We start from the raw sequence: 17,948 nt of genomic DNA on the forward strand, positions 1-17,948 counted from the left end.
CCTCGGTTCACGAACACCGTTCTACTTACGAACGGTGTTCGTGTCAACGCAGAGTGATTCCGTGAACCCGCACGAGCGACGCGCGGCGCGCAACCGGCCGCCGGATCCGCCTCCCTCTACGCGCACGTGGTGAACAAGGCTGCCCTCGACGAGCTGCTGATCGGGCGGCTGTGCGCGGAACTCACGCTGCCCGAGCCCGACCCCGCGCGGTGGCGCGATCAGATCCGCGAGGTGTGCGCGCAGATCCGCGACCAGTACCTGAGGTACCCCGGGATCTCCCGCGCCGCGCTCGCCATGGCCCCCACCGACCTGGAAACCGTGCGCGTCTGCGAGGGGATGCTGGCGATCCTGCTGGCCGGCGGCGTCGCCCCGCAGGCCGCCGCGTGGGCCGTCGACGCGCTCCTGCTGTACGTGGCCGCCTACTGCCTGGAGGTGTCGACGGTGCGGCGGCGGTCGGCGCGGGACGACGCCGTCTGGGTGGTCGACCGCGACGATCTGCTGCGCCGGTTCGCCGCGCTGCCCGCGGAAACGTTTCCCCACACCAGGCGGCACGCCACCGAACTCACCGCGGGCGAGGGCCACGACCGGTTCGACTTCACCCTCGGGCTGATGGTCGACGGCCTTCGCTAGGACTGTTTCGGCAGTGGCTTGCGTGGCGGTGCGGGTGGCGGCGGTGCCAGCGCACGGCCCACGGCAAGCGGCTCCGCCGCTGAGAAAACGGGCGCTACAGCTAGGCGACGGCCGTCATGGCGTCCGCGGTCAGCTCGACCGAGCGCACCCGGTCCTCGACGTTCGTCGCGTGGTGGGCCAGGATCAGCTCGTCCGCGCCGGCCTCGGTGGCGAAGTTCTCCAGGTAGGCCCGCACGTCCTCCGGGGTGCCGACGGCCGTGTAGCGGGTCATGCCCGCCAGGCCGCGGCCGTTGGGCGAGGCCAGGAAGGCGTCGACCTCGGCGTCGGTGAAGTTCGCGCCGGAGCGGCCCTGCGACAGCATCGAACGGGTCCGCGCCCGGTAGGCGATGGTGCGCTGTTCGGCGGCTTCGTCGCGGTCCCGCGCGGCGAACACGTTGGCCCCGGCGATCACGTACGGCTCGGCCAGCTGCTCGGAGGGCTGGAATCGATTCCGGTACACCTCGACCGCCTGGTGCAGCGAGTCCGGCGCGAAGTGCGACGCGAACGCGTAGGGCAGGCCGAGCTGTGCCGCCAGCTGCGCCCCGAACAACGACGAGCCCAGGATGTAGAGCGGCACGGCGCTTTCTCCGGTGGGCACCGACCGCACGCCCTGCACCGACTTGCCGCCGAGGTAGGCCTGCAGTTCCAGCACGTCCTGCGGGAACGAGTCGGCCGACATCGGGTCGCGGCGCAGCGCCACCATGGTCCGCTGGTCGCTGCCCGGCGCGCGGCCGAGCCCGAGGTCGATCCGGCCGGGGAACAACGTTTCCAGCGTGCCGAACTGCTCGGCGATCACCAGTGGCGAGTGGTTGGGCAGCATGATCCCGCCCGCGCCGAGGCGAATCGTCGAGGTGTGCTCGGCGACGTGCCCGATCACGACACTGGTGGCGCTGGAGGCGATCGACGCCATGTTGTGGTGCTCGGCGTACCAGACGCGGCGGTAGCCACCGCGCTCGGCGGCCTGCGCCAGCGCGACGCTGGCCTCGAAGCTCTCGCGCGCGCTCCGGCCGGGCGCGATCGGCGCGAGGTCCAGTACGGACAGGACTGGGGACATGACGGGTTCACCTTTTCCGGTCACAGGTCGCGGTGCAGTCGCTCGGTGAAGGCGCGGATGCGGTCTTCGTCGCGCCGGTAGTAGGTCCACTGGCCGCGCCGGGTGGCCAGCAGGAACCCGGCGCGCTGCAGGATCGCCAGGTGGGCCGACATGGTCGACGCCGAGGTCCCGGCCTTCTGCTGGAGCAGGCCGACGCACACCCCCAGACCTGCCGTCTCCCCCGCGCTCGCCGGGAAGCTGACCTCCGGGTCCTTGAGCCACTCCAGGATGCGCAGCCGTGTCTCGTTCGCCAGGGCCTTGCACTCACCGAGCAGCACCGCACCGTCCTTCGACATTTCGCTAAAACACGAAATTACTCTCGGCGGGCGGCCACCCGCACCATGACGCCGCTCACGGGCACGCGGCCCGTGAGCGGCGGTGCGTCAGCCCAGCGCGCGCAGCCGCGGCAGCACGTCCTCGGTGAACTGGGACAGGAACCGTTCCTGGTCGTGGCCGGGGCCGTGGAACACCAGGTGGTTGAGGCCGGCGTCCAGATACGGCTTGATCTGGGCGAGCGCCTCGTCCGGGTCGGAGGCCACGATCCAGCGCTTGGCGACCTGCTCGATCGGCAGCTCGTCGGCCAGCCGCTCCATCTCCACCGACGAGGACACCGAGTGCTTCTGCTCCGGGGTCAGCGACAGCGGCGCCCAGAACCGGGTGTTGTCCAGGGCCTTGTCCGGGTCGCGGTCGTAGGACATCTTGATCTCGATCGTCTTGTCGATGGCGGCGGCGTCGCGCTCGGCGGCCTGCGCCCCTTCCGCGACGGCGGGCATCAGCTTGTCGTTGTACAGCTCCATGCCCTTGCCGGAGGTGCAGATGAACCCCTCCCCCGCACGGCCCGCGTACTTGGCCACGACCGGCCCGCCCGCGGCGACGTACACCGGAACCGGCTGCTCCGGGCGGTCGTAGATACTGGCGTTGACCAGCGTGTAGTAGTCACCCTCGAACGACACCTCGTCCTGGGTCCACAGCTCGCGGATGAGCTTGATCGCCTCCCGCAGCCGCGCGAACCGCTCCTTGAACTCGGGCCACTCCCGGCCCGACACCGCGATCTCGTTCAGCGCTTCACCGGTACCCACACCGAGGATCACCCGGTTGTTCGACAGCAACGACATCGTCGCGAACGCCTGCGCGATCACCGCCGGGTTGTACCGGAACGTGGGAGTCAGCACACTGGTGCCGATCTGCACCCGCTTGGTCCGCTCCGCCACCGCCGACATCCACGTCAACGCGAACGGCGCGTGCCCGCCCTCGTGCCGCCAGGGCAGGAAATGATCCGACACCCACACCGAGTCCAGGCCCAGCTCCTCGGCGCGCACGGCGTACTCGACCAGATCACGCGGACCGAACTGCTCCGCCGAGGCCTTGTAGCCGACTTTCAGACCCACGATCGTCCTCCCTCACTGGTTGCTCCCCTCCAACCTACTGCGCTGGAGTGGGAGGTGCGGTGTGGCGGGCTTGGAATGGGGGGCGGGGGCGGTCCGGGCCGGTCTTGCGCCGGCTTGCGTTGCCGGGCGACGGGTGCGTCAGGGCAGCAGCATCAGGCGTCGTGCTTGAACCACTGCCTCGTGGCGCGTGTGGGCGTTCAGTTTGCGCATCGCGGACTGCAGGTAGGCCTTCACCGTTTCCCGTCCCAGCGACAGGCGTTCGGCGACCTCGGCGTTCGTGCACCCCAGGGCGACCTGGGCCAGTACGTCGGTTTCCCTTGTGGTCAGGCGAATCCGCGAAGGAGCGGGTGGGGTGCCGAGGTCGATGAGGCGCTGGGCGGCCGCGTAGAGGCGCCGCCGGGTTTGCGGGTCCGGGAGGGTGCCCGCGATCACCCTCAGTTCCGAGTGGACGGAGCGCAGTTCTTCGCGGGTGGCGGCCGCTTCCACAGAGAGCGCGTCGGCGAGGGCGAGGCGCGCTCCGAGGTCCTCCCGGACGCTCAGGTCGCGCGCGAGGCGCTTCCCGGACGTCACGAGCGCGTCCCGGACCCGGTCACCGAACGCCACTGTCTGCCGTGCGGCGCCGTACAGCACACCGCGGCACCGGTCGCCCGCGCGGACCGGCACGGCGATGATCGAACCGAGGCCCTCGGCGAGTACCGGGCGGTCGTAGTCGTGGGTGATGGAGCGTGCGCTGCCGTAGTCGGCGACCGCGATCGGATGACCCCGCATCAGCACCCGGCCACCCAGGCCCGCGCCGGGCAGCACCTCCAGATCGTGCAACGCCGCGGTACGGGTGCCGACGAACCCGGACAACCGCAGGCGCCCGCCGGTCACCTCGCCACCGAACACCACCGGCAGCCCGGCGGCACCAGCCGCATCCCGCAACTCGGCGTGCAGGACCGAGCGGGCGTCAGACATCGGCGTCCGTCCTCCTCGCCAACCACATCATCGTCGGTCGCCACACGCTACCCGCCCCACCTTCGCGACGTCGACCACCGTCACCCCCGTCCGGGGGTGGCGAGGATCCGTCGGCTTCCGGCCGTCCGGCCGCTCCTTCCAGCCCCGAACCGCGCACGGCGCCGGCGCATGCGCACAGATCGTCCCGTTCGACGGCTTCGATCCGCTCGACGACGTCGCCCCTACGAGGTGCTGCGCGCCGGTGGCGTCACGGTGGGACGGGTGTCCACGGAAGGACCGCGCGAAATGCCCAGCGGAACCGCAACCTTGAGCTCGCACGGGACCGCCGCCCTGGATCCGGGACGTGCCGGGCTCGTCGTCGTGCCCGGCACCTCAGGCCGCATGGACGATTCGGGAGACGACGGCATTCCCGTCATGCTCGGCCGCACTTCTCCGGCAACACGTCATACCAGAACAGCACGGGATTGCTACCCGCCGGTGGCGATTACCTTGAATACGACATTCATCCACCCGGCCCTAATGGACGCCTGAGCCAGCGACTCGTCGTGTAACAGGAGTAACGTGCAGGGAAATTCTTGGTACTCGCCCGACCACTACAACTCGTTCGCGCAATTCTACGTCCTGCCCTAGCACCCCCGGAACTTCGTAAGAGGGGTGGGTGCGTCAGGTCGGCACACCCACCCCTCAAAACAGTCAATCGGAAAGGACGATCCATGGCCGCCGCACCGGGTGGGAGTTTCTCGTGGGGCGGGCACTTCCCGGACGAGTACGGCGGCCGACCCCTCCCGGCGTGGGTCCGCTTCGCGCCGGCCGGTGAAGCCACCCGGCGAGCGGTGTTCGACCTGTCGGCGCGGGACGCGGTGCATTCCGTCCTGGTACAGGGGCGGCGATGCCAGACGATGGAGGGGTTGCTTGCCACCTGGGGCGACGCACTGGAGTTCCCCTCCTACTACGGCGGGAACCTCGACGCCTTCGACGAATGCCTGACCGACCTCCTGGACCTCTCCGGCGGCGGACTCGGGAGCGCCTTCGGAGACCGGGCGGGCCGCCCGGCGCGGACAGTGCTCGTCACCGTGCAGGAGTCGGATCGGTTGCTGGCACGGGAAAACGACGCCGTGGGCGCGTTCCTCTCCCTGCTCGACCACGCGGCACGAGAGGGCACGGCGGCACTGCGCGTGCTCTTCGTCGAGCCCTCGCGACGGTTGCCCGAGGCCGTGGTCAGCCGATCTTGAGCAGCAGTTCGGTCAGCTCGGCCGGCGCGGTGACCATGCAGTCGTGGCCGGTCGCGAGTTCGAACACCTCCGACGGCGTTCCGTTGGGCTGGATCGCGGGGACCGGGCGGCGGTCGAAGCCGTCGGGCTTGACGGTGCAGTGGATGTGCGCGCGGGGGATCGCGGCCGTCGCCGGGTTGTCCAGCCGGACCGGTTCCTGGAGGCAGCGCACCGACTGGTCGGACAACATCGGGCGCAGCCACGCGAGGTCCGCCGGATCGGTCACCCCGAACAGACCGAACGGTGGCGGCAGCTCGGGCAGCGGCGGGACCCGCCAGCCGCTTTCGGACTCCAGCGTGCGCTCGATGAGGCCGCGAGTGGGGGGCATGACATCGGCCGCGGTCTCGCCGTGCTCCGGCACCATCGCGTCGAGGTAGACCAGCCGCGCGATCCGGTCCGGCACCGCGTTCGCGGCCGACGAGATCACCAGCCCCGCGTAGCTGTGGCCCACGAGGACCACGTCGGTGAGATCTTCCGCGGTGATCAGCCGGACGATGTCGTCGACGTGCGTGTCGAGCCCGACCTCGGGGCCGAGCAGGTGCTTGGTCTCGCCGTAGCCGGTCAGCGTCGGGGTGAAGACGCGGTGCCCGGCCTGCTCCAGCAGCGGGACCACCCGCTCCCAGGCCCGCCCGGTGTGCCAGGCGCCGTGAACCAGCAGGTATGTCGTCATGGTGGTGCGCTCCGTCCGGGTCCCTGGCATGATGGGTAAACGGGACCCTGTCCCGTTTGACGTTACGGGACACCGTCCCGTTTAGGCAACCCGGGAAGGAGGTGCGGGGTGAACGACCGGCCCCAGCGCGCGGACGCACGGCGCAACAAGGAGGTACTGCTGGACGCGGCCGCCGCGGTCTTCGTCGCGTCGGGAGTGGAGGCGCCGATCCGGGCCATCGCGGCCAAGGCAGGCGTCGGCACCGCCACGATCTACCGGCACTTCCCGACACGCGCGGACCTGATCGTCGCCGTCTACCGGCATCAGGTCGAAGCGCTCGCCGAGGCGGGCCCGGATCTGCTCGCGGCCTGCGAGACGCCCTACGACGCGCTGGCCCGGTGGATCGACCTGTTCGTCGATTTCGTCGTCACCAAGCAGGGACTCGCGACCGTACTGCAGTCCGACGACCCCTGCTACGACCCGCTGCACGAGTATTTCCTCGACCGGCTCGAACCGGTGTGCACGCGACTGCTCGGCGCCGCGGCGGCTTCGGGCGAGATCCAGTCCGGCCAGGACGCGCGCGAGCTGATGCGCGGTGTCGGCGGCCTCTGCGCGGGCGCGAGCACGACTCGCCACTACGACGCACGACGGCTCGTCGGGCTCCTCGTCGCGGGGCTGCGCACCCCGGGGTGATCATGGTCGGTCGGCCGCGGAACTGCTGCGCAGCGCCACCTTCAACCGCGCGATGTGCTCCCGCGCCGCGCGCTCGGCACGGTCCGGGTCGCCGGACTTGATGCCCTCGAGGATGCGCTGGTGATCCTCGACCGCGTAGGACGGGCCGGAGGTGACGGCCGTGGTGACCATCGCCAGCCGGACCTGCGCCTGAATCTCGTCGAGCTGGCGGATCACGTGCTGGTTGCCGCTGGCGACCCGGATCGCGGTGTGGAACTGGATGTCCAGCTTGGTGTGCCGCTCGACGTCGTCCAGGCCGACCGCCTGGATGTGCTGGCGCAGCAACTGCTCCAGTTTCGGGACGAGACCGGAATCGCCCCGCTGCACCGCGAGGCGGGTGGCAACCCCCTCCAGCGCCTCCCGCACCTCGTACAGCTCGGCGAGGTCCTGCGGGTCGATGCGGGCTACCACCGCGCCGCGACGCGGTTCATCGACCGCGAGCCTGTCCCACGTCAGCCGCACCACCGCTTCGCGAACCGGGCTGCGGCTGACGTCCAGCCGCAGCGCGAGGTTGGGCACGCTCAGCTTGGTACCGGGGGGCAGGGTCCCGGACAGGATCGCCTGCCGCAGCGACTCGTAGACCGCGTCGGTGATGCGCTCCGACGCACGCACCGGTGGGAGCTCACCCATCTGCCCACCCCTTTCCGTTCCGCCCAGCCTGCCATGCCGAACCTAGCGGCAGGCGAGGGCGATCGTCTGCGGGGCGAGAAACGCGTCGAGGCCGGCCCGACCTCCTTCCCGCCCCAGTCCGCTCAGCTTGCGTCCGCCGAAGGGAACCCGCGGCGTGTTCGGGGTCGTCGAACGCCACCATCGGCGCGTCGCCGCCGAGTTCCGGCACCCACCGCGTCAGGTGCGTGCGACCCTGTTCGGCGACGAGCACGCCGACCCGCGTGGAGCCCAGCGTCCCCGAGCATCGAGCACAGCACGCCCCCGGGCACGTGCCGCTCCACGGTCCCGGCGAAGCGCGGAGCCGAGCCCTCGCGGCCACTTCGGACGGCTCGAACAACACCGTCCATCCCGCCGCGATCTTGCGCGCCGGGATGGACGGTGGGAAGTTCCACGGCGACGGCACGGCGACGACACCCAGCGGACGATCGCTGATCTCATGCTCGATGCCCGGGACGACGCGCGGCGTCGCGCCGGTGCGCGCAGCACGGCGGGGGCGATCCGTTCGGCGAAACCGGCGGACATCCAGGCCCCGGCCCGGGCTTCGGTGACGCGCTTGCCGGTCTCCAGCGCGGTGAACTCCTCCGCGACGGCCGGATCGCGCGGCTCCGCGGCGATGGCCGGCAGGGCCGCGGCCCGCCGGGGCGCGGGCGTGCCCGACCAGCACGGCAGCGCGGCCGACGCGACGTCGGCCGCGCGCTCGGCATCGCAGGTCGCGAGCACGGCTCCGGTCGCGGGCTCGAGGACGTCGACCGGCCACGGCTGCCGGGGGCGGCCGGTACCGCGCACCCGGTAGCCGCGGATCGTGGTGTTCACGGGGTGGCCGCCATCAGGCGGTCGAGGGCCGCCCCGTCGAACTCGGCGCCGAGGCCGGGGCCGGCAGGCAACGCCAGCCGGCCGGACACGGGTTGCGGCGGATCGCACAGGAGCGGGTCGCGCAGCGGGTTGTCCCGCACGTCGTACTCCACGACCGACACCGCAGGAGAGAGGGCGGCCAGCTGCAACGTGGCCAGGTACGCCACGGCGCCGCCGTAGAGGTGCGGCGCGACCTTCTTGCCGCGCGCCTCGGCGAGCGCGCACACCGCCAGCGCCTCGGTGAGACCTCCGGTCTTGGACACGTCCGGCTGCACGACGGCGACCGCGGGCGACTCCACGTAGGACCAGAACGCGGCGCGGCCGTAGACGTTCTCGCCGGTGGCGATGGCCAGGCCGGTCGCTTCGAACAACCGCTCCAGGTCCTCGACCCGGTCACCGCGCACCGGCTCCTCGATCCACGCGACGCCGTGCTCGCGCAGCATCGGAGCCGCCGCGACCGCCTCCTCCACCGACCAGGCCTGGTTGGCGTCACCATAGACCTCGACATCGTCCCCGCAGATGCGGCGCACGGCGGCCAAGTTGGCGTCGTCGGTCTCCGAGCCGAACCCGAGCTTCACCTTGACCGCCCGGAAGCCGCGATCCCGGCAGCGCGCCGCCAGCTCCGCGACCCCGGTGGGGCCGAGACTGCTGGCGTAGACGTCGACCTCGTCGCGGACCCGGCCACCGCCGAGGTCGGCGATCGCACTCCCCTGGCGCCTGCCGCGCAGGTCCCACAACGCCACGTCGACCGCGCTGATCGCCTGCGACACCGGTCCCGGTGCACCCCATTGCCGCCCGAGCGGCGCCAGGGCGCCCACCAGTCGCCGCTGCACCGCGATGATCCGTTCGGTGTCCTGCCCGTCGAGCAACGGGAGCACACCTTCACGCAGGGTGGCGACGCGTTCGGTCGATGCCCATCCGGGGAAGTTCACCCAGCTCTCGCCGCGCCCGACCACCCCCGTCGCGTCCTCCAGCTCGACCAGCACCATGGTCCGGTACGGCAGCGCCGAGAACGACATCGCGATCCCGTCGCGAACCGGAGCCCGCAGCACTCGCACCCGGCTCTCCGCGATTCGTGACTCGCCCACAGGCCCCTCCTGACCTTCGAAGTCTCCATATTACATGTAACATGTCGTCAATTCAAGCTCGACCACCCGAGAAATAACCTTGCATCCCGGAACTACATGTAACATGATGCATGGAGTACCGCTGCGACGACGGCGCGGATACCGTGCGAGATTGGGTGCCCAACGATGAGCAAAGCGACGAGCATGCGGCGAACCACCGCCGCGAGCCTCATGGGCTCGGTCCTGGAGTGGTACGACTTCTACCTGTACGGCACGGCGGCCGCACTGGTACTGGGCAAGCTGTACTTCCCGAACTCCGACCCCTCGACCGCGACGATCCTGGCACTGCTCACCTTCGCGTCGGGATTTCTCACCCGGCCGGTCGGGGCGGTGATCTTCGGCCACTTCGGTGATCGCGTGGGACGCAAGTCCATGCTCGTGATCACGATGATGATCATGGGAGTCGCGACGCTCGGCATCGGTCTCGTACCCACCTACGAAACGTGGGGCATCTGGGCGTCAGTCACGCTGGTCACCCTGCGGCTGGTGCAGGGCGTCGCGATCGGCGGCGAGTGGGGCGGTGCCACCCTGCTGACGGTCGAAAGCTCCCCCGCCGACCGCCGCGGCTTCTACGGTTCGGTGCCGCAGCTCGGAGCGCCGATCGGGCTGCTGCTGTCCGCGGGTGTCTTCGCTCTCGCTTCGCTGCTGCCCGACGCGCAGTTCGAGTCCTGGGGCTGGCGGATGCCGTTCCTGCTCAGCGGGCTGCTGCTGGCCGCGGGCCTGTGGGTGCGACTGGGCATCACCGAGACCGAGGCCTTCGCCGCCGTCACCGAGAAGGGCCACAAGACGGCGATGCCGATCGTGACGCTGCTGCGTCACCACTGGAAGGAGACGCTGCTCGCGCTCGGCGCACGCCTGGCCGATGCCGCGACCTTCAACGTCATCAACGTGTTCGCGATCTCCTACGCCGCGTCGACCCTGAATCTCGGCGGTGGGGTCGTGCTCACCGGGTTCACCGTGTCCTCGGCGGTGCAGATCGTGCTGATCCCGTGGTTCGGTGCGCTGTCCGACCGGCTGGGCAGGCGCCCGGTCTACGTAGCGGGCGCCGCGCTGTGCGGGGTGGGCATCTTCGGCTACTTCTGGGCCCTGTCCACCGCGTCCACGGTGGTCATCTGGGTCGCGATCATCGTGATGCACGCCGTGGGCACCGGACTGATGGTCAGCATCCAGTCCTCGTTCTTCGCCGAGATGTTCGGCACCAACGTGCGGTACTCCGGGATCTCGGTCGGCTACCAGATGGCGGCACTGGTCGGTGGCGCGCCGACACCGGCCATCGCCGCGGCACTGGTGGCCTGGGCCTCGGGCGCGTCCTGGCCGGTCAGCATCTACCTGCTGATCATGTGCGCGATCACCATCGCGTGTGTCTTCGCGGCGGGCGAGACGCGCCGGCGTGACCTGGTCGGCTCATCCGGTGCGCGGACCCCGGAGGCAGTGTCCCAGTGACCCGCTACGCGATCCTGCAGGCGGGCGCGCCGAGCCCGGTGATCAACGCGAGCCTGGCCGGTTTCCTGCACCACCTCGACGGTCTCGCCGAGGTCGTCGGCGTGCACGGCGGAGCAGGCGGTCTCGTCGCGGGCCGGCTGGCGCCGGTGCCCGTGGAAGACCTCGCCGCACTGGCCGCCCGGCCGGGCGCGGCGCTGGGGGCCGGCCGCTACCTGCCCGGCCCGGACGAGCTGGCCGCGGCCGCCGAACGGTTGCGGGACAACGGGATCGAGGGCATCGCGCTCAACGGCGGCAACGGGACGATGGGCCTGGCGGCCGCCCTCGAAGCGGCCGCCGCACGGACCGGTGTTCCCCTGCGCGTCGCCGGGATCCCCAAGACCATCGACAACGACCTGCTGGGCACCGACCGCTCCCCCGGTTTCCTCACCGCGGGCACCTTCGTGGCGCACGCCGTGCAGGCGCTGGGCGCCGATCTGCGGGCGATGGCGCCGCTGGAGAAGGTTCGCGTGGTCGAGGTGCTGGGCCGCAACGTGGGCTGGCTCGGTCTGGCGGCGTCGCTGTTCCGCGGCAACCCGCAGGACGCGCCGCACCTGGTCTACACGCCCGAAGCGCCACTGGTGTTCGGCGAGTTCGCGGCGGCGGTCGACGCGGTGGTGCGCCGCGAGGGGCACGCGCTCGTGGTGGTCGCCGAGGGCGCGGCACCCGAGATCAGCGGGGACGAGTTCACCGTCGCGCGCCCGGATCGCCTGCTGCGCAACGGGGTGTCGCGGATCATCGCCGATCGCCTCGCCGCGGAAACCGGTCTGCCGGTGCGGGCCGAGGTGCTCGGCATGGTCCAGCGAGCGGCTTCGTGGATGGCGCCCGGCCGTGACCGCGCCGACGCCTGGGCAGTCGGCGCCGCGGCGGCGGGCCTGCTGCACGAGGGCGCCTCCGGCGTCATGGCCGGGCTCGATCCGGTGGACTCCCCCGGCGCGGCGAGCACCTGCTCGCCGGTGCCGCTCGCCGGGGTGGCCGAGCTGACGCGCTCGGTCCCCTACGACCTCGCCCCCGGCTGTCCGGACGCGCCCGCGGACTTTCGCGCGTGGTGGGAGAGGCTCACGGCGTGAACGGAAAGGAGATCGCGGTGGACACGATGACCGTCGCCAGGTTCCCCGGAGGCGGGAGCGTCCGCTTCGAACGGAGTCCCGTGCCGGCGCTGGCACCAGGCCTGGTCCGGGTGCGCGCGGAGTGGGTCGGGCTGTGCGGTTCGGACAAGCGCCTGCTGCGCGACGGCACGAGGTTCGTGCCCGGGCACGAGATCGCGGCGCGGGTTGTCGAGGCGGGTGAGTCCGGTTTCGCCGTGGATGACCGGGTGCTGGTCTACATCCCGCTGTACTGCGGGGAGTGCCGGCTCTGCCGCGCCGGCGACACCAACCGGTGCCTGCGCCTGGACACCCTGGTCGGCTGGCAGGCCGACGGGGGGTTCCGCGAGTTCCTCGACCTGCCCGCCCGCAACCTGATCCCGGTGCCCGACGACATCGGGTCCGACGTCGCGGTGCTGGGGCTGGACACCGTGGGCACGGCCGCGCACGGCCTGCGGATGGCCGTCCGCGCCCTGTCCGGGGCGCCGGAGCGGACCGTGGTGATCGGGTGCGGTCCGCTGGGCCTCGGCTCGGTCGCGGTAGCGCGGCGCCTGTTCGGCACCCCGGTTCTGGCGAGCGACCTGGCCGCCAACCGGCTGGCCGCCGCGACCTCCCTCGGCGCCATCGCGATGCCCGAATCCTTGCCGCGCAACGACAACCCGCTCGTCGTCGAAGTGACGGGCTCGGAGGCCGGGCGACGGCTGGCGTGGGAGCTGGTGGAGCCCGGCGGGGTTCTGCTGCTGCTCGGTGAGGGTGGCACCGACGTGACGTTCCCGATGGGGCCGCGCTGGCGGCGCACCGACATGACGATCGTGCGCTCGTTCTACTTCCCGCTGCGCGAAGTCGCCCAGAACTGGGACCTGCTGCGCGCGATCGGCCCCGAACTGGCGCAGACGTTGTTCGTAACCACCGACTTCGACGACCTCGAACAGACCTACCGGTCCTTCGGTTCCGGTCAGCACCTCAAACCCCTCGTCCGTATGACCGTCGCGAATGGAGAGACCCGATGACGCCCCTGTACACCCTGGCGATGGATCAGCGGCTGTGGTTGAAGAAGGCGGTGTTCGGCACCCTCGACCTGGACACCGCGCAGACCGCCGAACTGACCGGACTGAAGCAGGTGATCGCCGACGGCGCCATCGAAGCGGTGCGGCGTGGTGGAGTCGCCGCGGAGTCGGCGGCGGTGCTGATCGACGAGGAGCTCGGCGGGGAGGCGCCGGCCCGGATCAAGCAGGCCGGCCTGACACTGTCGATGGCTCTGGAGAAGTCCCAGGACTGCGTCTACGAGGAGGAGCCGCGCTCGGCCAGCGGTGAACTGCTGGCACAGCACCGTCCGGACCTGCCGAAGGTCCTGGTCCGCTACAACCCGGAGACGGCGGACGCGACGGCCCGCGAGCAGCTGGTCGCGCTGGCGTCCACGGCGGACCGGGTGCGCGCCGCCGGGCTGCCGTTCCTGGTGGAGCTGCTGGTCGTCCCGACCGAGGAGCAGGTGCGCCGGGCCGGTTCACCCGAGCGTTTCGAGACCGAGGCACTGCCCGGTCTGACGCTCTCCGCGATCGACGACATCAAGGCGGCCGGTGTGCACGCGCAGTGGTGGAAGGTCGAGGGCATGCCCGACGCCGACCGGTTCGCGCAGGTGCTGGATCGTTGCCGCACCGGGGCCGACCACCGGGTCGAAGCCGTCGTGCTGGGCAAGGCCGCGCCGCAGGAGCGGGTCGAGCGCTGGCTCAGTGACGCCGCGGCGGCCGGGTTCGCGGGGTTCGCGATCGGCCGCAGCATCTGGTGGGAGGCGGTGCGGCAGCTGCGCGCCGGAACTCTCGACCGCGCCGCGGCGGTGGACCGCATCGCGACCCTGTACCTGCGCAACTGCGCGGTGATGTCCGCCGCACTCGGCGAGCACGCCGGAGTGTGACCCGGCCGGGCTTCACCCGCTCGGCAGCGAGACCCCCGCCGGCGCGAGCAATTCCAGCCGCTCTTACTCCGGGGCATCGTGCCGTTTTCCGCATCGGGCCCCCGGTGCCGGACCCCGGGCACGTCCGGCACCGGGGATGTCGGCACGCCCCGGCGGCGCGGCGCCACGCCGTCATCACCTCGGTCCCCTCCGGATCACGCAGCCATCTGCACACCGTCCATCAACGCCCCCACCCGGCGCGAACGACTCCGGCTCCGGCATGCGACCGGACACCCTCGCGATGAACTCCGCCGGCACCCGCCGCCGACGGGACGCACAGCAGCCCACCGCCGGGTGGCCGGGCGCCAGTGATCCGGTTTGCAGCACGGAGAACCGCCGCACCATCTCGGGCCGGGTGGCGTTGCGCCGCACGAGCGCGTCGCACGTGTCGGCGGTGGATGCTTTCCGGCCGGCCATCACGGAGGTTCGCCGCCCCGGCCGCGCGGCCGGTGAACGGAATGCCTCCGCGTCGCGACGATCGAGCACGGCCGGCAGCAGCCCGTCCTCGGGCCCGGCGGGGCGTAGCAGGCCGGGCACGGCAGACCACAGGCATCCGTCCCGCATCGACAGCGACCGGAACCCGCCCTCGCCGATCAGGCGGTCGGCTTCGTGCGGGATCCGACGTCGCTGCCGCGCGACGGGCGGGCACGTCCCTTCCCGCATGCGCCCACCCTTCGCCCTGACCGCGGGAACTGGTGGACCACATCTCGAATACGGCACCGAGCAGGCCACGGGCGACGGCGTCGAGGTCGGGGTACCGGTCACGAACACCGGCAACGGGACGGCCTCGAGGTGATGCCGGTGTTGGTGAGCCCGCCCGGCTCCGCCGTCGGGGAGCGCCACGCGAACTGAAAGCGTTCGCGAACGTGCCGACCCGTCGACCATCAGGCGGGCGCCCTCGGGCGGACATCGCAGGGACCGCACGCGGGCAGGGACGTGAACACGACGTGCTCGTCCGGGTGGCACGGACCTGACACGGCGAGCGTCGCTCCTCCTTGAGCCGAAGTGTCCTTACAGGACGACGGTGACGACCTTTTCCTCGGTGTTGGCCAGGATGCCGCTCCAGCCGAGTTCGCGGCCGACACCACTGGACTTCATGCCGCCCCACGGCAGGGCGGCGTCGATGGGCGCCCAGCCGTTGACGCCGACGGCACCGGCGCGCACCTGGCCGGCGAGCGCGTGCGCGGCGCTGACGTCTCGGGTCCAGATGGTCGCGGCGAGCCCGTAGGTGGTGGTGTTGGCGATCCGGATCGCCTCGGCCGGGTCGTCGAACGGGATCACCGAGCCGACCGGGCCGAAGATCTCCTCGCGGGCGATCGTCATGTCGTTGTGGACGTCGGCGAAGATCGTCGGCTGCACGAAGTAGCCGGGACGCTCGGGGCGCGCGCCGCCGGTGACGAGGCGGGCACCTTCGGACCGGCCCTTCTCGATGTAGCCGAGGACGCGGTCCTGCTGCTTCTTGCTGACCAGCGCGCCCATCGTGGTGGCCGGATCGAGCGGGTCGCCGAGGACCTGCTGCGACGCGGACCCGGCGAGCGCGTCGACCACGTCGGTGTACAGCGAGCGGTGCACGAGCACGCGGGTGCCCGCCGCGCACACCTGGCCCTGGTTGAAGAACAGGCCCATCGCGGTGCCGCCGATGGCGGCTTCGAGGTCGGCGTCGGCGAGGATGATCTGCGGCGACTTGCCACCCAGTTCGAGGGTGACGCGCTTGAACGACCGGGCCGCGGCGACGCCGACGTGCCTGCCCACCTCGGGGCTGCCGGTGAAGCTGATCTTGTCGACGCCCGGGTGGTCGATCAGCGCCTGGCCGGTCACGTTCCCGAGACCGGGCAGCACGCTGACCACGCCGTCGGGGACACCGGCTTCCTCGATCAACTTGGCCAGGTGCAGGATCGACAGCGGCGCGTCCTCCGGCGGCTTGACGACCACGGTGTTGCCCGCGGCCAGCGCGGGCGCCAGCTTCCACGCGGTGATCATCAGCGGCGTGTTCCACGGGATGATCGCGGCGATGACGCCGACCGGCTCGCGGCGCGTGTAGGAGTGGGCGGGACGGCCGAGGTAGCCGTCGGTGGGGATGACCTGGCCGGTGATCTTGTCCGCCCAGCCGGCGAAGTGGCGGAAGGTGCGGGCCGCGTTGGGCAGGTCGAGCACCGCGGGCTGGCCGACGGGCTTGCCGATGTCGAGTGCTTCGAGACGGGCCAGCAGTTCGGCGTCGCGGTCGATCAGGTCGGCCACCCGGTTGAGGATGACACCGCGTCGGGAGCCGGGCAGAGCGGCCCACTCCCCCGACAGCTGAGCACGCGCGGCGGCGACGGCTTCGTCGACGTCCGCCGGGGAGGCGGCCGAGACGTCGGTCAGCTTCTCCTCGGTCGCCGGGTTGAGGTCGGCGAACGTGCCACCACCGCCGTCGCGCCACTGGCCTGCCAGGAACAGCTGATTGGGGTAGCTCACGAGCACTTCTCCTCGGCGATCGTCGATCGCGGCCCCCGTGCGGGCCGCTTGCGGTTGTTCCCGAGGATGCACTTGCGGCGGGTGGGCGGTCTTGCGTTTGCGCGCACGGCTCTTGTGCCTGCGCGACCTCAGCGCTTCGTGACGGCCCGCTCGAGCAGGGCCTGCAGGGCGCGCTGTTCCGGTTCGGAGAGCGCGGCCAGCGGTGATTCCTCGCTGAGGAGGTCGAGCAGCTGTTCTCGCAGTGCCGCGCCGTCGGCGGTGAGGACGAGCCGCTTGGCCCGGCGGTCGGTGGGGTGCGGGCAGCGTTCGATCAGTGCCCTGCGCTCGAGCTTGTCGACGACGACCGTGGCGTTGGACGGTTCGCAGCTCATACGCTCGGCCAGCTCGCCCATGCTCATCGGCCCGGTCAGCTCGCGTAGCGCGGTCCCCTGGGCCGCCGTGAGCCCGAGCTTGCCCGCGCAGTGCCGCATGTGGGCTCCGATCTGGCTCGCGAGGCCGTTGACCAGACCGCACAGCGCTCGATCGGCGGCGACCCTGGGCTGCGACCTGACCATGATCACAGCATACCGCAAGCAGTAATATTTATAGATTGAACCTTTCAAGCTTGAGGTATACGGTCGCGATCATGGAACGACTCCGACGCCCCGCGCTCCTCCGTTCACTGCACCTCGGCGACACGAAGGTCACCCACCTCCCCGACGGCGCGGTCCAGCTCGATCCGCTGGCCTGGTTCCCGGGCACCACCGCCGAGACCTGGGCGGGATACCTCGACGAGACCGGCCATTTCGTGGCGAGCATCGGCGGGCTCCTGGTCGAACACGGCGACCGCGCACTGCTGATCGACGCCGGGTTCGGGCCGCGGTCCGCGCCTCCGGGCGACATCCACGGCCCCATCCAGGGCGGCACAATGCTCGGCAACCTCGGCCGTCCGCCCTCGGACGTCGAGGCGGTGGCCTACACCCACCTGCACGAGGACCACATCGGCTGGGTCGCGCACCCGGGCGGCGAACCCGCCTTCGCCCACGCCGAACACCTGCTGGCCGCGGCGGAGTGGGCACAGCGCGACCTGGCCGGAGCCGCGGCGGCGGAGGCGCTGCGGCCGCGCGTGCGCACGGTGACCGACGGAGAGGAGATCTTCCCCGGCGTGCGGGCCCTGTTCGCCGCGGGGCACACGGCCGGCCACACCGCCTACGTGATCAGCGGAGGCGGCCGCCGCCTGATCGCGTTCGGCGACGCGATCCACTCACCGGTCCAGATCGGACACCCCGAGTGGCGATGCGCGGTCGACTTCGATCCCGCGCAGGCGGTGGAGTTCCGGCACCGCCTGGTGTCCGAACTGGCCGAGCCGGACACGATCGGCTTCGGGATCCACCTCGCCGACGTGGTGTTCGGCCGCGTGGACACCAGCGGCGGGCAGGCGAGCTGGATCCCGGTCGACGACTGATCCCCCTGCCGGGAAGTGAGAGGATTGCCGGGGTCGCCGACCCCGGCTTCCCCACGGTGGGACCACCAGCAGCATCTCGAAATCGTCGTCGAAAACGAGCTCAGGCCTCCAGCGAACGGAGGTGTCAA

Annotated in this window: 19 protein-coding genes and 1 pseudogene; 9 read left to right on the top strand and 11 right to left on the bottom strand. The window is 71.3% G+C overall.

Annotated elements, in window-relative coordinates:
- The first annotated feature begins 129 nt into the window (after positions 1-129).
- Positions 130-630, top strand: a complete 501-nt coding sequence (locus HNR02_RS32575; protein ID WP_312861257.1) for a TetR/AcrR family transcriptional regulator C-terminal domain-containing protein — start codon at positions 130-132, stop codon at positions 628-630.
- 100 nt (positions 631-730) lie between these two features.
- Here HNR02_RS32575 and HNR02_RS32580 read toward each other — a convergent pair whose 3' ends face one another.
- The 4 genes from HNR02_RS32580 to HNR02_RS32595 form a co-directional block, all read right to left on the bottom strand.
- On the bottom strand, positions 731-1,723 hold the full coding sequence (locus HNR02_RS32580) for an LLM class flavin-dependent oxidoreductase (protein WP_179777440.1): 993 nt from the start codon (positions 1,721-1,723) through the stop codon (positions 731-733).
- Between the two features lie 20 nt (positions 1,724-1,743).
- Entirely contained in the window at positions 1,744-2,058 is a 315-nt protein-coding gene (locus HNR02_RS32585) for an ArsR/SmtB family transcription factor (RefSeq protein ID WP_218914355.1), read from the bottom strand.
- Between the two features lie 87 nt (positions 2,059-2,145).
- Positions 2,146-3,150 (bottom strand): glucose-6-phosphate dehydrogenase (coenzyme-F420), encoded by a 1,005-nt coding sequence (gene fgd / locus HNR02_RS32590; RefSeq protein WP_179777441.1) that lies wholly within the window; start codon positions 3,148-3,150, stop codon positions 2,146-2,148.
- 138 nt (positions 3,151-3,288) lie between these two features.
- The gene (locus HNR02_RS32595) at positions 3,289-4,107 is read right to left on the bottom strand and encodes a helix-turn-helix transcriptional regulator (protein WP_179777442.1); all 819 of its coding nucleotides are present in this window, start codon (positions 4,105-4,107) and stop codon (positions 3,289-3,291) included.
- A 713-nt stretch (positions 4,108-4,820) separates the two neighbouring features.
- Here HNR02_RS32595 and HNR02_RS32605 point away from each other — a divergent pair.
- Positions 4,821-5,339, top strand: a complete 519-nt coding sequence (locus tag HNR02_RS32605; protein ID WP_179777443.1) for a barstar family protein — start codon at positions 4,821-4,823, stop codon at positions 5,337-5,339.
- On the opposite strand, the gene HNR02_RS32610 is transcribed toward HNR02_RS32605, so the two are convergent.
- A complete protein-coding gene (locus HNR02_RS32610) occupies positions 5,326-6,048 on the bottom strand; it encodes an alpha/beta fold hydrolase (protein WP_179777444.1) in 723 nt (240 codons plus the stop codon). The genes HNR02_RS32605 and HNR02_RS32610 overlap by 14 nt on opposite strands.
- Positions 6,049-6,156: 108 nt before the next feature.
- Between HNR02_RS32610 and HNR02_RS32615 the strand changes: the two genes are divergently transcribed.
- A complete protein-coding gene (locus HNR02_RS32615) occupies positions 6,157-6,720 on the top strand; it encodes a TetR/AcrR family transcriptional regulator (protein WP_179777445.1) in 564 nt (187 codons plus the stop codon).
- On the opposite strand, the gene HNR02_RS32620 is transcribed toward HNR02_RS32615, so the two are convergent.
- Both HNR02_RS32620 and HNR02_RS32625 read right to left on the bottom strand, forming a co-directional pair.
- Positions 6,721-7,389, bottom strand: coding sequence for a GntR family transcriptional regulator (locus HNR02_RS32620; RefSeq protein ID WP_179777446.1), 669 nt, complete (start codon positions 7,387-7,389; stop codon positions 6,721-6,723). It abuts the gene before it with no gap.
- Positions 7,390-7,431: 42 nt separating this feature from the next.
- Positions 7,432-7,557, bottom strand: a pseudogene (locus HNR02_RS32625) (aldehyde dehydrogenase family protein); the annotation flags it as partial.
- A 307-nt stretch (positions 7,558-7,864) separates the two neighbouring features.
- Here HNR02_RS32625 and HNR02_RS32630 point away from each other — a divergent pair.
- A complete protein-coding gene (locus HNR02_RS32630) occupies positions 7,865-8,221 on the top strand; it encodes a hypothetical protein (RefSeq protein ID WP_179776125.1) in 357 nt (118 codons plus the stop codon).
- 16 nt (positions 8,222-8,237) lie between these two features.
- Here HNR02_RS32630 and HNR02_RS32635 read toward each other — a convergent pair whose 3' ends face one another.
- Positions 8,238-9,368, bottom strand: coding sequence for a mandelate racemase/muconate lactonizing enzyme family protein (locus tag HNR02_RS32635; protein ID WP_179777447.1), 1,131 nt, complete (start codon positions 9,366-9,368; stop codon positions 8,238-8,240).
- A 165-nt stretch (positions 9,369-9,533) separates the two neighbouring features.
- Here HNR02_RS32635 and HNR02_RS32640 point away from each other — a divergent pair, with 165 nt between their 5' ends.
- The 4 genes from HNR02_RS32640 to HNR02_RS32655 are packed head-to-tail and all read left to right on the top strand — an operon-like array spanning position 9,534 to position 13,883.
- Positions 9,534-10,850, top strand: coding sequence for an MFS transporter (locus HNR02_RS32640; RefSeq protein ID WP_179777448.1), 1,317 nt, complete (start codon positions 9,534-9,536; stop codon positions 10,848-10,850).
- Entirely contained in the window at positions 10,847-11,956 is a 1,110-nt protein-coding gene (locus HNR02_RS32645; RefSeq protein ID WP_179777449.1) for a 6-phosphofructokinase, read from the top strand. Before HNR02_RS32640 ends, HNR02_RS32645 begins: the two co-directional genes overlap by 4 nt.
- The gene (locus HNR02_RS32650) at positions 11,953-12,981 is read left to right on the top strand and encodes an alcohol dehydrogenase catalytic domain-containing protein (protein ID WP_179777450.1); all 1,029 of its coding nucleotides are present in this window, start codon (positions 11,953-11,955) and stop codon (positions 12,979-12,981) included. The genes HNR02_RS32645 and HNR02_RS32650 overlap by 4 nt, the downstream gene beginning before the upstream one ends.
- The gene (locus HNR02_RS32655) at positions 12,978-13,883 is read left to right on the top strand and encodes a 2-deoxy-5-keto-D-gluconate 6-phosphate aldolase domain-containing protein (RefSeq protein ID WP_179777451.1); all 906 of its coding nucleotides are present in this window, start codon (positions 12,978-12,980) and stop codon (positions 13,881-13,883) included. The genes HNR02_RS32650 and HNR02_RS32655 overlap by 4 nt, the downstream gene beginning before the upstream one ends.
- A gap of 174 nt (positions 13,884-14,057) precedes the next feature.
- Here HNR02_RS32655 and HNR02_RS32660 read toward each other — a convergent pair whose 3' ends face one another.
- The 3 genes from HNR02_RS32660 to HNR02_RS32670 all read right to left on the bottom strand — a co-directional run bounded on the left by HNR02_RS32660 (position 14,058) and on the right by HNR02_RS32670 (position 16,930).
- Positions 14,058-14,585, bottom strand: a complete 528-nt coding sequence (locus HNR02_RS32660) for a TetR/AcrR family transcriptional regulator (RefSeq protein ID WP_179777452.1) — start codon at positions 14,583-14,585, stop codon at positions 14,058-14,060.
- Positions 14,586-14,933: 348 nt separating this feature from the next.
- Positions 14,934-16,376 (bottom strand): phenylacetaldehyde dehydrogenase StyD, encoded by a 1,443-nt coding sequence (gene styD / locus HNR02_RS32665; RefSeq protein ID WP_312861258.1) that lies wholly within the window; start codon positions 16,374-16,376, stop codon positions 14,934-14,936.
- Between the two features lie 128 nt (positions 16,377-16,504).
- A complete protein-coding gene (locus HNR02_RS32670) occupies positions 16,505-16,930 on the bottom strand; it encodes a MarR family winged helix-turn-helix transcriptional regulator (protein WP_179777453.1) in 426 nt (141 codons plus the stop codon).
- A 71-nt stretch (positions 16,931-17,001) separates the two neighbouring features.
- Between HNR02_RS32670 and HNR02_RS32675 the strand changes: the two genes are divergently transcribed.
- Complete coding sequence (locus tag HNR02_RS32675; RefSeq protein ID WP_179777454.1) at positions 17,002-17,820, top strand: MBL fold metallo-hydrolase; 819 nt, start codon at positions 17,002-17,004, stop codon at positions 17,818-17,820.
- The last annotated feature ends 128 nt before the right edge of the window (positions 17,821-17,948 follow it).

The organism is Amycolatopsis endophytica (assembly GCF_013410405.1).
GTDB lineage: Bacteria > Actinomycetota > Actinomycetes > Mycobacteriales > Pseudonocardiaceae > Amycolatopsis_E > Amycolatopsis_E endophytica.